Source organism: Litoribaculum gwangyangense (assembly GCF_039543505.1).
Taxonomy (GTDB): domain Bacteria; phylum Bacteroidota; class Bacteroidia; order Flavobacteriales; family Flavobacteriaceae; genus Litoribaculum; species Litoribaculum gwangyangense.
The window spans coordinates 77,516-92,779 of the sequence record NZ_BAABJW010000004.1 but is presented as its reverse complement, the minus strand read 5'-3'; the positions used below and the strand labels follow the sequence as shown (position 1 = coordinate 92,779).

The 15,264-nt window shown below is 35.0% G+C and carries 9 protein-coding genes; 2 read left to right on the top strand and 7 right to left on the bottom strand.

What is annotated here, in order from left to right; all coding sequences use genetic code 11:
- The first annotated feature begins 137 nt into the window (after positions 1–137).
- Positions 138–1,007 (top strand): hypothetical protein, encoded by an 870-nt coding sequence (locus ABD963_RS11720; RefSeq protein WP_345277167.1) that lies wholly within the window; start codon positions 138–140, stop codon positions 1,005–1,007.
- 7 nt (positions 1,008–1,014) lie between these two features.
- Here ABD963_RS11720 and rhaT read toward each other — a convergent pair whose 3' ends face one another.
- The 3 genes from rhaT to ABD963_RS11705 are packed head-to-tail and all read right to left on the bottom strand — an operon-like array spanning position 1,015 to position 6,682.
- Positions 1,015–2,067, bottom strand: a complete 1,053-nt coding sequence (gene rhaT / locus ABD963_RS11715) for an L-rhamnose/proton symporter RhaT (RefSeq protein ID WP_345277166.1) — start codon at positions 2,065–2,067, stop codon at positions 1,015–1,017.
- 23 nt (positions 2,068–2,090) lie between these two features.
- The gene (locus ABD963_RS11710) at positions 2,091–3,500 is read right to left on the bottom strand and encodes an L-fucose/L-arabinose isomerase family protein (protein WP_345277165.1); all 1,410 of its coding nucleotides are present in this window, start codon (positions 3,498–3,500) and stop codon (positions 2,091–2,093) included.
- A gap of 14 nt (positions 3,501–3,514) precedes the next feature.
- The gene (locus tag ABD963_RS11705) at positions 3,515–6,682 is read right to left on the bottom strand and encodes a family 78 glycoside hydrolase catalytic domain (protein WP_345277164.1); all 3,168 of its coding nucleotides are present in this window, start codon (positions 6,680–6,682) and stop codon (positions 3,515–3,517) included.
- A 316-nt stretch (positions 6,683–6,998) separates the two neighbouring features.
- Here ABD963_RS11705 and ABD963_RS11700 point away from each other — a divergent pair, with 316 nt between their 5' ends.
- Positions 6,999–7,880, top strand: coding sequence for an AraC family transcriptional regulator (locus ABD963_RS11700; RefSeq protein ID WP_345277163.1), 882 nt, complete (start codon positions 6,999–7,001; stop codon positions 7,878–7,880).
- Between the two features lie 343 nt (positions 7,881–8,223).
- Here the strand turns inward: ABD963_RS11700 and ABD963_RS11695 are convergent, their stop codons facing one another.
- The 4 genes from ABD963_RS11695 to ABD963_RS11680 all read right to left on the bottom strand — a co-directional run bounded on the left by ABD963_RS11695 (position 8,224) and on the right by ABD963_RS11680 (position 15,257).
- The gene (locus ABD963_RS11695) at positions 8,224–9,039 is read right to left on the bottom strand and encodes a hypothetical protein (RefSeq protein ID WP_345277162.1); all 816 of its coding nucleotides are present in this window, start codon (positions 9,037–9,039) and stop codon (positions 8,224–8,226) included.
- Positions 9,040–9,150: 111 nt separating this feature from the next.
- The gene (locus ABD963_RS11690; protein ID WP_345277161.1) at positions 9,151–10,548 is read right to left on the bottom strand and encodes a sulfatase; all 1,398 of its coding nucleotides are present in this window, start codon (positions 10,546–10,548) and stop codon (positions 9,151–9,153) included.
- A gap of 32 nt (positions 10,549–10,580) precedes the next feature.
- Positions 10,581–12,032, bottom strand: a complete 1,452-nt coding sequence (locus tag ABD963_RS11685; protein WP_345277160.1) for an arylsulfatase — start codon at positions 12,030–12,032, stop codon at positions 10,581–10,583.
- Positions 12,033–12,161: 129 nt separating this feature from the next.
- On the bottom strand, positions 12,162–15,257 hold the full coding sequence (locus ABD963_RS11680) for a glycoside hydrolase family 2 TIM barrel-domain containing protein (protein WP_345277159.1): 3,096 nt from the start codon (positions 15,255–15,257) through the stop codon (positions 12,162–12,164).
- Positions 15,258–15,264 lie beyond the last annotated feature (7 nt).

Below are 15,264 nucleotides of genomic sequence, written 5' to 3'. Positions count from 1 at the left end.
TAGGTTTAATAAACATTATCCTGTACTCTCATGCTTAACGCGCATATAGAACAAGACAGAACAGGATACATTCAAAAGGTTGGATTTATATATTTACTTGATTATTTTATTTCATCAATCTATCATTATATATTAAAATGAAAAATAAGCTTCAATTTATAGAAAAAAGTGGACTCATTTTTTTTTTAGTGCTTTTTGTGTCATGTTCTAGTAATTCGGACAACGAACCAGAAAAAGAAGAAACCATGATAGAAGAACCAAAGGACGAAAGCTCGAATCCTACTCCTAACCAAATTTGTGATGACGTATCCGATTTTCCAATCTTAGGCCCTTCAGCATCACAATCACAATCTTGTAATGATGTTTCAAACCCTAACAATCAAGGCACATTAGATTGTAGAACAGATAATTCTGTTGGAGGTTATGAAAATTTAGCTAATGATTGGGGAAGCTACAAAATTACTGGTGGTGAAATACGATATGATGGTACTAAAACTAGAGTGGAACGATTTTTTAAAACTATTTCGCAAGGAAATAATAAAAATACTATTCTAACTGGAACACTTAAAATTGTAGATTTGAGTGATGGGAATACCTGTATTATCCAGTCTCATGCAGGTGGTAATATTTTAAAAGGGGAAGAAGCTGGAAGCACAAACAGAAGTGCTCAATTTTTACTTTACGCGAAGAAATCTAGTGATAAAATACAATTAGAAACTCATGTAACCATTAATCCGTATACCACAGATACAGGTGGTGGAAGAGATATAAAAAACTTTAAAATCCTAAATTACAATCAAGAATACACTTTTGTTTATGAAACAGGATACGATGCTGATGGTACGGCATTTTCAAAAATAACAGTTGGCGATACTGAAACCTATATTGAGCATAATCACACCACAGAACGAGTTTACACGAGATATGGCGCTTATGGCACTAGTGATACTGGTGATGTAACGGCGCATGTTGAATTTAAGAACGTTGAATTATGCAGGGAACAATAGTAGAACACTAAATAGAATTACCTAATCCAACTAAAACCACAGACAATAAAATCACCACAATACCTGCTGTTATGGTTATCTTAGTCTTTTTAGCAACACCTTTCCACTCCTTACGGTAAATACCCCAGAAATTAGCCGTTAAAATAATGGTAGACATGTGCAAAATCCAAGAACTGGCACCATTGCCTAATTTACTCTCACCCATACCATAAAAGAAGAATTGCAAAAACCAAATGGTTCCTGCGAGTGCTGAAAATAGTATGTTATTGCGAATTGGAGTACTCCTATTTGTAAAATCTTTATAAGATTTATTTTTAATACTCAAAATGGTTGTCCAAACTAAGTTGGTTATTAAACCTCCCCATAAAATAACTACAAACGTTACATTGTTAGCAAATAGATGATCATAACCGGCTTCTACTGCAGCATCTGCAAGTGGCTTTCCTGATTCAATACCAAAACTAAAAAAGGAACTTAAAATACCCGAGAGAATGGCTACCACTAACCCTTTAACTAAATTAAACTCTGAAACAGATTTCTTTTTTTCTTCATCAGACAACTCTTTTTCTTTCAAAATACCTGCTCTTCCACATAATCCAATACCTAGAAGACAAACCAAAACACCTAATAATACTATCTGTCCGCCTGAAGTACCAAGCATATCTGTAAAAGACACTTTCCCTTCCATAGGACTAAAGTTGTAATATATAGAGGGTACAATAGCTCCAAAAGCAGCACAAAACCCTAAAACTACAGAGTTTCCAAGTGACATACCTAAATAACGCACCCCTAAACCGTAAGACAAGCCACCAACACCCCACAAGAGTCCCATTAAAAATGTAAATCCAATAATCATACTAGAACCAGCAGCTATAATGTCTGCAAACCCGGGAACTGTTAAATAAGCCGCTAATGGTGGAACTATTAACCAAGACATAACGCCACCAACCATCCAATAACTTTCCCAAGCCCAACCTTTTATTTTATTATAGGGCATGTAAAAACTACCCGCGGCAACACCACCTAATGAATGAAATAACACGCCTAAAATTGCTTGCATTATGTATTAGTTTAGTTTAGTTTTTAGCAAATTCTAACAACTCTTAATTTCAATAAATTCCCCAATTTTTCAATTTTCTTAGCAATAGACCCAACCCCAATAGCACAATGATGCGAAGGCCCTTGTTTAGACCATTCGTTGATAAAAGCACGTGCGCCTATTGAAAAACGGTAACGGCTGTTGGTATTACCTATATGAAGCACTGGACCTTCAACCGATTCGCCTTCAGCAACTAATAAAAATACCTCATCTTTACCTTCAACCACTGAAAGTAAGGTAACTGGACCGTGCTTAACCGTCATTTGAATAGACAAGCCTTTACCTGGTTTTCCATGATATACTGGAAGGGGTACTAACTGAACTTTTCCCTCGGCAATAGCGAAATGAGCAGGACCATCGTGCCCTAGCATCACAATATCATCGTTAAAATCCATGGCATAAAACTCAGAGAAAGAACCACCAACACCAAAGGCATCCATAATTTTCATAGCTTGGGCATTCTTCACTTCATACTCGCCAGCCACAGGCACATTTTTTCCAGTAAGCAACGTATTTCCTGCAATTACTGAAGTTACAATGTTTTCATATTCATTACCCGATTCACCTTCGTAATAGTAAGCTAAAGACCCAAGATTATGAGCTTCTACCAATTTATCGAGCGCGACGGATGTTTTTGCTGCGCGAATTAATTCTGATTCTGCACATTCTGCAACAACCTCAAAGGTGTTGTGAAATTCTTGAATTTTTGTTTTAATCTCTGTTTCAGATACCTCGTCTCTATATTTTTTTACTTCGCACATTTCAACAATCTCTATGTGTGTGCCAAATGCGGCCGATTGTTTTGTTAAATCGGAATACACATCGAGCATACCGCAGTAATAATGCCCTAAAACTCCCAATCTATTATTATTTATTACTGAGGCTACATGAGCTGCATCAATCCAATCTTGAATATCATCCCAAACAGCTTGTTCACCTAAATAGCCTGTTACAAATTCGTAATCCAAACCTGTACGATTAAAAACATTTGCAATTTCAGGAACAGAACAAGCTTGACAATGGGCTAACCATTCGCCCGTCATCAATCCGCGATCGCCCATTGCATTAAATTTTTCGTAATCAATAGCAGCCACTGGTTGGATATTCAGGATCACAATGGGGCATTTTAATTTTTGTACAACTGGCAAAACTGTGGATGATAACGCGTATGTTGAAATATACAAAAACACCATGTCCACATCGTTTTTCTTGAGAACATCAGCTGCTTCTCGTGCTTTTATAGGTGAATCAATCAAACCTACATTTACAACCTCCGCGCCAAATTCGTTCATTTTATTGGCTATCTGATTTTGATACCCTTCTAACCGCTCGAATAGGCCCTTAAATTGTGGCCAATAGGTATCCAATCCAATGCCGTATAATCCTACTTTCATTTTGTTTTTTATCTTTAATTTGATTGATATATTTTCAACTCTGAAATTGATGGTGCTTTTTTAGCTTCAACAATAAAAATTCTACATTTTGAAGCAGTAACAGACTCAAATCTATGCGATTTATTAGCTCCACAAGTTGTGTCGCTTACAAGGTCATTCCATCCATCTTTATACCAATATTGAATTTTGTATGCTGCAATATGATTGTCAAATTCATCAATAATCACTTTATTAAAGGTCTGTGGTTTTACCCATTCCACCTCTAAATATTGATTATTTAGATTGTTAGCCAACCACCGTGTTTCGTTGTTTTCATCGTTTGCTTTAAATGCTTCAAAACCAGGTAATTTTTCAGTTTCAATAAACATAGATGATGCATTCATTCTGCCTAGAGTTGCTAAATTTTTTGAAGTTCCTAGCGGTTCTGGATAGGTTACTTTTGGAAGCTCATGCACCTTAAAATTGTAAATTCCAGAGGCAATTTTAAACATTACGTAATTGCCAACGGCATCATTCTTTTCTGTACCTACATAGGTGATGTCTTTAACTTTTTCTATTAAATTATCGCTTTCAAAAACCACCTCTTTTGAAGTTGCTGGTAAATAAATAATTGCATTTGTATTTACTGGAACTTCAATATGGAATGTTGCGCCTTTATCTTGTTTTTTCCAATTAACCACCACATTACCATACATCGATTGGTATTCGGTATTTGTAAAGGTTAAATCACCAACTAAAGCTGGTTTTATTACCATGTTTTGCATACCCAAGCTTTCTGGATTTGGTCTTATTCCGCCAAATCCTTTAATAAAATAGCCTCCAATTCCGGTATAACACGTATGAATTTGACTATTACCCACGGCAGACCAACGTTCTGGCCATACCGTTTTCCCTTGCTCTATAAAATAGCCATAACTTGGGTGGTGCTTATCTTGAAGCAACTCATAAATTAAATCCATGCGTTCTCCCGACTCGATAAAATAGCGTGTGTAAAGTGCTTGTCCTGAGCTACCTGTATCGTAATACGGAAATTTATAAAGAACGTTATCTACTAAATTATCATAGACTTTTTGTTTTTCAGACTCAGGAGTTACCCCTGCCAATAAAGCAAAGGCTTGATTAACTTGCTGGCCATTACCATATTGTCCGGTTTCAGCATTGTAAGTCATTTTATGCGTTGCTTCCCGCTGTACTTTTAAACGATTGGCATAGGTTTTGGCATCATTGGTTTTACCTAATTCTAAAGCTATTTTCTCTGCATTATCGAGCATTACCGCATAAATGCAATTGTTAAAATGAATGGCTTCGGGTGAGTTACTGCTGGTCCAGAAATTACCTCGTGGCGTACACCAATCGCCTAAACCTGGAAATTCTCTGGCGCCTTGCTCGCCCGTTATTAATGCACCGTCTGTTTCGAAATTAGAATTTTGATACATCCAAGTCATCCATTTTTGCATAGACTCATAATTGTCTTCCAGTATTTTTTTGTCGCCCAACATTCTGTAGGTCTCCCAAACTGTTAACGGGCTATTGGCCTTCCACATTAAAAAAGGACGGTCATTTTCATTTACAATACCACGAATCTGTCCGTCAGGCAACTGCGCATCGCGGGTATATTGTAAGTACTGATCCATGTAGGCCCCACTTTCAAAATTGGGTAGCGCATCACCATACATTGCGGCCACAGTGACTTCTCCCCAACCGCGTCGTTCTCGATGCGGGCAATCGACCAAAATACCATCCATGGTATTTGCGATGTAGGTATCTAAATTAATCTTATAAATTTTATTGAGTAGTTCACTTGAAGAATGGAACTTACTTATAATTTTACGGTCGTTAGTAACTACAAAACCTTTAACATCGGTCAAACTCGGTTCGTAATTTAAACCGTAAACGGTAATCCAGCGCCCACCGGCTACATTAAATCGGTTTGTAAAGGTGCCTTTGCCCGATTTCCCAAAAATGTATTTGCTTTTTTGCTTCCAATTAGAACGCACATCTGCTACATCGCTAATTTCAAATAAAATAGAATCGCCTTCTTTACCTTGAAATAATTTCATTTCAAAAAAACCAGTATAATTCTCGCCCATATCTACCCGATACGTACCGTCTTCATTTTTAGAGATGGCCATGGGTTTAATTTCTCTAAACTTAACTTGAGGCTCCACCATTTGCGCACTGAGTTGAGCGGTAATAGGACTGAACTTTCTATTTTGAAATTTACCTTTACCTATTAGTTTATCTTCTTTTACCTCAACCGAATCATTGATTGATTCCAGTGATGCATTTAATTTTTCAGCATTGTAAATACTGGCATTTCCCCAATTGGTATCATTGTAATTAACGGTATTCCAATCGTCTTCTTTAAATCTGTCGTCTATGGTTTCACCTCCAAAATCCAAAATATCCCAATCGCCGTAATAAGAACTATAGCTTTTTTTGCATTTCCAAGTTTCATCGGTTGCTAAAATTATTTGTTCCTTATTTGTTGTGATATTGGCTTGCGCTTTAAAGACAAATGGTGGATTACGATACTCAATAATACGGTCCCATCGTGCCCAACCTGCGGCATGCCAAATAGCGATGACATTATCGCCTTTGTTTAAGAATTCCGTAATATCATAGGTTAAATAAGGAATGCGTTTTTTCATGTATGATGAAACCGGATTCATCACGTTTTCTGTTAGTTTTTGTCCGTTTACATACAATTCGTGATAACCAAAAGAGCCTACATAAACAAAAGCTGAAGTAGCTTTTTCATTGAGTTTAAAGGTTTTCCGATACCAATTATGGTCAGTTTTCTTTTGGTCGAGTTTATGAATCCAATCACCTTTCCAGTCGGAAGCATTTAAAAGCCCCATGGAAAATGTAGCGGGTTCGCTCCAATTAGACACTTTTTCTGAAACATCCCAAACACGTACTTTCCAATAATATTTATTCGAAGATTTTAATAAACTGCCTTTGAAAGCATTATTTACTGATGAATCTGTAATTACCTTTCCAGAGTCCCAAACATCTCCTTTGTTTCTATCTAAAAATTCTAAGCTACTTGATACTAGTAATTGATACGCTGTTTGTTTTTGCCCCCTATTATTATTGGCATCTACTATTTTCCAGCTAAAACGAGGTGTTATATTGTCAATTCCAAGGGGATTCGTTTTGTATTCGCATTTTAAATCCATTGGTGAAACTGTAGATGGATGCTTGCAACTTGATATAAATACAATTAATACTAAAATGAAAAGTTGTTTACAAAATTCATGCATAAAGTGGTGATGGTTTAGTTAATATTTCATTTTTAATATAATGAATTAAAGTTTTATTTTATATCTGTGAGTATAACCTTTCTAAAGTTTTAACCCCGTAAATCAACATATAATAGTGGTGCCTATACGCTTATACTTTTAATAAAACCATACAGGTCTTAAATATTTAAATTTCGATATTTTTTTTTGGGTTAGCAATTAACAAATTGATATATTAGTTGCACAAAATGATATGCAAAATAAATACAGAAAATATTTAATTACTAGTGAAAAAGATGCTTCTTGGGGATTTTATGTTAATAATTTAGGACGAAATGTTATTGATAAAAACACTGATTACCCTTCAAAAGACCATCCAGATCAATACATTTTCACATGGGAAAAGGGTCGTATTTTAGATGAATTTCATTTAGTATTCATCACTAAAGGACAAGGTGTTTTTGAAAGCAAAGCTACTGGAAAGATCAATGTAAGTGATGGCGATGTGTTTTTATTATTCCCAGGGGTATGGCATCGATATAAGCCTAAAAAAAGTATAGGGTGGACCGAGCGTTGGGTAGGTTTTTCAGGAAAGATTGCATCACAATTTTTGTCGAATGGTTTTTTTAACACTCACGAACCTATTATTTCTAAATGTAACAAGCCTTATATTTTAAATCATTTTAATTCGCTTTTTAAACTATTTGATGAAGAGCCTTATGGCTATCAGCGTATTGCTTCAGGCATTTGCATTCAACTCATGGCCGACTTATATAACATCAAAAGTGGTGGAAGTTATATTGAAACCTTAAATTCCATGATATCAAAAACGAAAAGTATCATGTACAACAATATCCATTCAACCCTAAATTTAAAGGAAATTGCTCAAAGCTTAGGAGTAAGTTATTCTAAATTTAGAATAGATTTTAAAAAACAAACAGGTCTTTCGCCTTTACAATACCATCTTCTTATAAAAATTGAAAAATCTAAAGAGTTACTTTTAAACTCAAACAAATCACAAAAAGAAATTGCTTTTGAACTAGGATTTGAATCGGATGTATATTTTAATCGTTTATTTAAACGTAAAACGGGTTTGGCTCCCGGGAAGTTTAGAAACAATAGCAGGAAGAGTTAATTGTAATGCTCCATTTCGTTTTTGCCGTCCCTCAAAAAACACTTCCATAGGCACATAATTCAATACTAGATTTCCTATTAAAAATTCTACAAACCGAGATTCCTTTTCTTATATATCTTATGAGAAGCGTTAATTGTTAACAAACTTTCTTTTTTTGGATGGTAATTTAAGTATCCCAATGTTATTAAAGTTTTATTGTTTTGTGTTATAAACGATAATAAAAAATTGGTTGTTCTCTCTATATTGTAATTGGATTTAATTTTAATTATTTAAAACAAAGAAAAAAGGCACTTGTATACCACCATAATACCAACTTCCCTCTCTTGCTCTTAAGGCTTTGCATTTAATTCCAAGACTTCGTTATTCCTAATATGGTATAAGTACCATTGCTATAATTAATCTCAATATTAGAAACACTTCCTATTTGAAGATTAACAATGCCAGATTTAATCGCTCTGGGCGCTAATACATAATGAAGTGGTTCATCAAAAACTAACAAATAATTAGTGCCATTAGAACTAACACCAAATTGATACGTATCTAGCAGATATTCATCATCCCAAATATTTGAAGAGGTTCCATAACCAGCAATCCATGTTCGAATGGAGTCTTCGTTAAAAGTTATACTTATACCATTATCAAACTCTACAAGACCATCTTCAACTATCACCCGAAACTCTATAAATCCATTTTGATTTTGTCCAAAGTTTTCAATAACTTGTTTTCCTTCTACTTTAAAAATATCATGAAAGTAATTATTAAAGGAAATAGTTTGTTTACTTCCCTGTTCCCAGAACCATCCTGTTGATTCTATAACAATAACACCACTCCTAATAATACCATCTTCACATAATGTTCCAGACCCGTAATTTACTGTTATTGTTTTGGGAAAAGTTTCAAAATCAAAAGGTTCTACGGTAATTGTAGGGGTACTTTTTGAATTATTTGTTTTACCAGTCAAAGCACCTTCAGCAATTAAAATAGCATTCCCAGTATTATTAACTAAATCTTGAAAAATTTCATTAGTCAACACATACTCATTAAGTATTCCTGCATAAAATAAAAACTCGTCATCAACAGGATCAGGATTTGTTATGGGCTCGTTTCTCTGACATGCAACTAATAGAACCGTACATATTAAAACAATTATTTTTTTCATGATTTTATGATTTTAGGTTTGCAAATTGTATTTTTTATAATGAAATTAAAACTACTTATTTATTTAGTTTAAAAAAACACATTTAAGATTTATTCTATTATAAACGTTTTTTCAATCTGTATATTCAGGATTTAAATCTTTTGGAATAGGCGCATTGGTTTGTTTCCACCATTTTTTTAACAGCGTTAATAATTCATCTTTTTTCTCTGGATATGTTAATGCCAAATTATTTTGTTCACCTATATCTTCAGATAAATTATACAATTCAACTCCACCATCTTCAAAATAGAAATGCAGTTTCCAGTCTCCTTTTCGTATTACTGAACCTGGACGTGTTCTAAACAAAGGGTCTCGATTTTCATTATCTTTTTTATTATAGGCTTGCAAATAAATAGGGAAATGCCAATATAGGGGACGCTCAAACGTTTCTGTTTTCCCTTCTAATACCGAAGACAGATTAGCACCATCTAGTTCAAGTTTGGTGTTTTCAATCCCTGCATATTTCAGCATGGTTGGAAAAATATCAAGATTGGTAATTGGTACTTCGCTTTTTGAATTTGGTTCAATTTTTCCGTTATAAACAAAGAAAAAGGGTTCCCGAATGCCACCTTCATAGTAACTTCCTTTCCCTGCCCTTAGTGGTTTTTGTTTGGTAATACCATATAAACCCCCATTATCTGAAGTAAAAACAATAAGTGTATTATCAAAAAGGTTTCTTTCTTTTAATTTATTGATTAGCAACCCAATATTTCTATCAAGATTATCAACCATGGTTGCATATTCCGGATTTCCCTGACCATTCCATGGTGCTTTCTTTTTATATTTAGGCAAGAGACTATCCACCGGCATTATGGGCGTATGTACTGCATAAGGCGAATAATATAGAAAGAATGGTGAGGCTATAGTGTCTACAAACTTCAAGGCGTTTTCCATGACCAAATCGGTTAAGTATTGACTGTTACCCTTTGCAATCTTTACATTTTTATAGGGCGGATAATAACTTGAAGGGAGACCATTATGGCCTCCACCTATATTGATATCAAAGCCATATTCTAAAGGGTTTTTACTTAAATGCCATTTCCCTGCATGACAGGTTTTATAACCATTACGCTTTAAAAGTTTTGGTATAATGTCGTGCTCTGGTGCTAATATAGTGGTATTAGGTGTTGGGATGAGTTTACGGTCTTTAGACTCTCCTCTTTCGGAAGAATTCACAGTATAAATTCCATGACGTGGTGTCCAAAGTCCAGTCATTAAACAAGCTCTACTGGGTGCACAATTAGCTGAGGCCGCATAGCCATTAGTAAATACCATGCCTTGTTTGGATAAAGCGTCAATATGAGGTGTTTCGTAATATTCACTCCCCATAAAACCAACATCTTTCCAACCCATATCATCAATATTTATAATGAGAATATTAGGCTTTGTATTTTCAATTTGCTTCGATTGGCTGTTACATGAACTTAATGATGTTAGTATGACAGCAAAAATAGTTAGTAAGAATCGCATTTATATTATTGAATTATAAAATTGGTTTTTAATTATTGTCTCTTTAATATCTTTTTTACCAACGGAAACTCTGAATGCTCCGTTCGTGAATTATTGATGAGGAAAAGTAATTCTTTTGCTTTATCTGGGCGTTGTTCGGCTAAATTATTTTGCTCACTTATATCTTTACTTAAGTCGTAAATCTCTATAGGCTTTTCCTTGAATTTAATGCCTTTCCAATGATCTTTTCTAACTGCTTGAATAGGTCCTTGGTTTTCATTAAATTCCCAATACAAATAGTTGTGTTTTTTCTGGCTGTCATCATTTCCTAATAATGTTGGTAAATAAGAAATGCCATCAACTGTATCGCTTGGCTTTACACCCGCCAATTCACATGCTGTTGGCAGAAAATCCCAAAATGCAGAAATATGCTCGGTTTTTGTACCTGCCTTGATTTTATTTGGCCAATAAGCTACAAATGGAGCATGAATACCACCTTCGTACAAGTCGCGTTTATGCCCTTGAAAATCGCCATTACTATTAAAAAATTCATTTTTTAAATCGTCGTACTCGTGCCCATTGTCACTTGTAAAGATCACCAAAGTGTTATCAGCAATACCGAGATCCTTTAATTGTTTCATCAAATTACCAATATCTCTATCCATGGTTGATACCATGGCCGCATAAGTTGTATGACCATCTTCATCATGACGGTAATGCCCTGGTGTCATTTGTCGTTTTGGCCAACCCAAATTTTTGTATTGTTCTTTTTCTTCTTCTAATATGGTTAACTCAAAATGCGGAATGGTATAGGCTAAATACAAAAAGAACGGTTTTTTATGATTTTCATCAATAAAGTTGGTTGCCTTTTCAGTCATTAAATAATGAATGTGTTGCCCTTCTTTTGTTTGAGGGTCGTTACCTTCTATAATTAACTCATTTTCATTCTCAAAAATCGTTTTTGGGTAGTAATGATGTGCTGGCGAATGCTGATTAAATCCATAGAAATAATCAAACCCTTGCTTAAAAGGTAAACCTTCGTTTAAGTTTTCTGCCAACCCCCACTTACCAATCATACCTGTGGTATAGCCGGCTCGTTTTAGTTCTTCGGCTACTGTAACATCTTCAGCACTAATATCTACTGGAGTACCACTGGCGGTCCATCTAGGATTTCCACGAACGGTAGCATGCCCTGTATGTTTCCCGGTCATCAAAACGGCTCGAGAGGGGCCACATACCGTGGAACCAGTGTAATGGTTGGTAAAGACCATACCGTTTGTTGCCAGTTTATCAATATTTGGAGTTTTTATTTTGTCTTGGCCATTGAAACCCACATCGCCATACCCCAAATCGTCGGCTAGAATAAAAATAATATTGGGTTTTGTGGCTACTTTTTGCTCTTGTGTTTGCTTGTTATTTTCGTCTACTTGTTTCGTTTTACAACTTACAAATCCCGTTAAAAAGAAAATTGGTATAACTAATTGTGATAATTTTATTAGTTTCATTATCGTTATTTACGTTTATTGTGTTATTAGGTATTTGGACATTTAAACACATGAAATAATTTTTTTATCTCATGTTAATTTCACGCAATGTACTCTAAAATTTATATGGGTTTTCTCATAAATTAATTTCTAAAACTCTATTTTTAGTTGATATATTTTAGCCTCTGGCCTTACCATGTATTTTTGTAAAGGACTCGGCCCACAACTGCCATTACCAACAGGACCATGCTCCAAGTCTATATTTAAAAAATGATATTCATTTTCTTTTAGCTGGTATGAAAACCGAGCTTTTGCCAACTGATAAGCATCGTATTTTTGCAAAGAAAAATTGATTGGGTTTGCCCCTTTTATTTCAATTGGATTTTGGTTACCAACCTTTAGCCATCTTACTTCTGAGCGATTACCATTAGCTTGTGGTTTGATATAATTAGTAAACAAATCGTCTATTGAGGCTTGATAAATACCCATTCGCATACCCGTTTTCCTATCATTGTAAGAACTTCCTGGTCCTTTTCCATACCAATTCACTTCATTGTATGATTTTGGTAGTTTTGCTGTATACCCTATCCGAGGTAATGATGGTGGCACATCATCTCCAAAATATTGCACTTTTAAAGCAACTAAAACTGCTCCATCACCAGAAATAGTAAACATTTCATGGGTTGAAATCCCCGACCGACTATTCTTTGAATTATAAGTTTTAGCAATCGAGAGTTTTACATTACCTTCAAGAACTTCTACATCAAACGAATGTACTTTACACGCTAAACTATCAGGTCGAAAATTTCCCCAATCCTTTTTGAAAGAGAGGTCGTTATCAACAGGAGCCCGATAAAACGAAAGTGCCATGCCATCAGAGATTAGTTCCTCATCATTTTTAATTACCTTTTGAAGCATCCCTTTTTCTTTATTAAAGCTAAATAGATGTTCTGATGCTGTAATTATTAATTGATTGTTCTTTTCATCAACCTTTACTTTGGAATCAGACTTCAACGGTAATTCAGGTTGGTTTTGAAGTGCCATTACCCATTCTTCAAAAGCTATTTCAAATCCTTTTGAAGCCCATTTCTCTTCATTTTTCAGCATTGCTGAAATTTGAAGCACGTATTCGCCTCCAGAATCTGTTTCAGGTTTCCAATCTGGAAGATTGATATCTATTTTTGACAAACCCAACAAGTCAACCTCAAATGGAACCCGCTTAATGTCTTCACCATTCTTAAGTAATAGCCATTCAAAATCAAAACTTTTAAGATTTGTTACATGGTACTTATTGCTGATTTGAATCTTGCCTTGTTTAAAATCTATTAACTTGAAAGCAATGTCTTGATAGGCTTTTTTAACCTCTTGGGTTTTGCTACTTGGCGTTAAATCTGGAAAAACTAAACCATTAATACAAAATCTTCCCGAATTTGGGGTATCTCCAAAACTACCTCCATAAGCCCAATAAAAATCTGTTCCTGGCAATTTACTTTGCTCATGAGACGCATTCTCATCTTCAATTTTATTTCCATAAAGACCACTGGTGCTTTTAGTTAAACCTTGGTCTACCCAATCCCAAATACAACCACCAATAAGATTAGGGTATTTTTCAAACACATCTACATATTCTTGTAAATTGCCCGTACTATTTCCCATGGAATGCGCAAATTCATTGAGCAAATATGGGCGGTCTGTACCCGTTTTACCAAGGTATTCCATATCATCTACAGATTGATAGCGTCCAAACGTATTGGGTTTTCCAAATTTTATAATACCTCCTCCATAGGTATCGTATGCCACACCTCCATCTATGATATGATAATGCGTAGGCCTGCTCGTATCTATTTCTTTGGCTCTGCGTTGCATGGCCTCTATATTTACACCATTTCCAGCTTCATTGCCGAAAGACCATAAAATAATAGAAGGATGGTTTTTATCGCGTTGCATCATCGCTTCTAAACGTTCTAAATGAGCTTTTTCCCAACTAGCGTCTTTGGCTAAGGAGGCTTCTTCGTACTTCATCCCTTGAGATTCTACATTTGCTTCATCAATCACTAACATGCCATATTCATCACATAATTTGTAGAGGTAAGGATCAGCTGGGTAGTGTGCTGTTCTTATGGTATTGATATTGTATTGTTTTAACAGTTTTATCTGCTTTTCCATACGGTCATTGGTGATGTATTTTCCATGTATTGGGTCGTGCTCAACAATATTTACACCTTTAATGATGAATGGTTTTCCGTTAAGTAATAATTCATTTTTGTCTGAAAGGGCTACTTCTTTAAAACCAATTTTAGATTGTACCTCATCAATGAGTTCTTTTCCTTTTTTAAGTTGAATATCTAAAGTATAAAGATGAGGTGATTCATTTGACCAGGGTTTTATACTGGAAAATTCACTTGATAAATTCACTTGCGCATCAGCGTGGATTTCTTGTTGGGCTATCACCTTTCCATCACTATCCTTTAAAGACATATGAATGTTATACTTTTTCAATTTTTGACCTAGATTATTACTTAAATCTATTTTTAAGTCAAGTTTAGCCCCAGCAGCAATCAAATCTGTCTTTGCAAAATAATCTTTAATATGAACTGCTTCTTTTTCTACCAAAAATACATCTCTAAAAATACCACTCATGCGCCAGCCATCCTGATCTTCAAGATAGCTACCATCACTCCAGCGAAATACTTGCATGCGAAGTGCGTTTTTTCCTTTTTTTAGATATTTTGAAATATTGAATGTTGCCGGTGACCATGAATCCTGACTATATCCCACTTTTTGATCGTTTATCCACAAATAGAATGCAGAAGCGACACTACCAAAATGCACATAAATTTGCTTATCCTTTATTTCTGAAATATCAAATTGAGTTTGGTAAACCCCCACAGGGTTACCATTGATACCTGCAATAAAAGGCGGATTTTTATCGAAAGGATAAATTTGATTCGTATAAATTGGTGTCCCATAACCTTGCATTTCCCATGCTGCTGGCACCTGGATTTTATTCCACTTTTCAGGTTTAGCATCGGCAGGAACTTTGCTTACGTCATCAAAATACGCAAAATCCCAAATGCCGTTGAGCGAAATAACATCATCCGAACTATCGTCGTAAAACAGAGTAGCCGTTGGCTTCTCTTTGTTTATTTGCGTGACGTATTGGTTTTCCCAATCGTTGTTTTGAGCTTGTAAATTAGTTCCTAAAAAGAATAATATTAATTGAAAAAACAACTTTCTTTTTCTCATTTTCTGT

Excerpts from the sequence above, each read along its gene's own strand:
- rhaT (WP_345277166.1), bottom strand. The coding sequence starts at position 2,067 with ATGCAAGCAATTTTAGGCGTGTTATTTCATTCATTAGGTGGTGTTGCC.
- ABD963_RS11720 (WP_345277167.1), top strand. The coding sequence starts at position 138 with ATGAAAAATAAGCTTCAATTTATAGAAAAAAGTGGACTCATTTTTTTT.
- ABD963_RS11680 (WP_345277159.1), bottom strand. The coding sequence starts at position 15,257 with ATGAGAAAAAGAAAGTTGTTTTTTCAATTAATATTATTCTTTTTAGGA.
- ABD963_RS11710 (WP_345277165.1), bottom strand. The coding sequence starts at position 3,500 with ATGAAAGTAGGATTATACGGCATTGGATTGGATACCTATTGGCCACAA.
- ABD963_RS11685 (WP_345277160.1), bottom strand. The coding sequence starts at position 12,032 with ATGAAACTAATAAAATTATCACAATTAGTTATACCAATTTTCTTTTTA.
- ABD963_RS11700 (WP_345277163.1), top strand. The coding sequence starts at position 6,999 with ATGCAAAATAAATACAGAAAATATTTAATTACTAGTGAAAAAGATGCT.
- ABD963_RS11705 (WP_345277164.1), bottom strand. The coding sequence starts at position 6,682 with ATGGATTTAAAATGCGAATACAAAACGAATCCCCTTGGAATTGACAAT.
- ABD963_RS11690 (WP_345277161.1), bottom strand. The coding sequence starts at position 10,548 with ATGCGATTCTTACTAACTATTTTTGCTGTCATACTAACATCATTAAGT.
- ABD963_RS11695 (WP_345277162.1), bottom strand. The coding sequence starts at position 9,039 with ATGAAAAAAATAATTGTTTTAATATGTACGGTTCTATTAGTTGCATGT.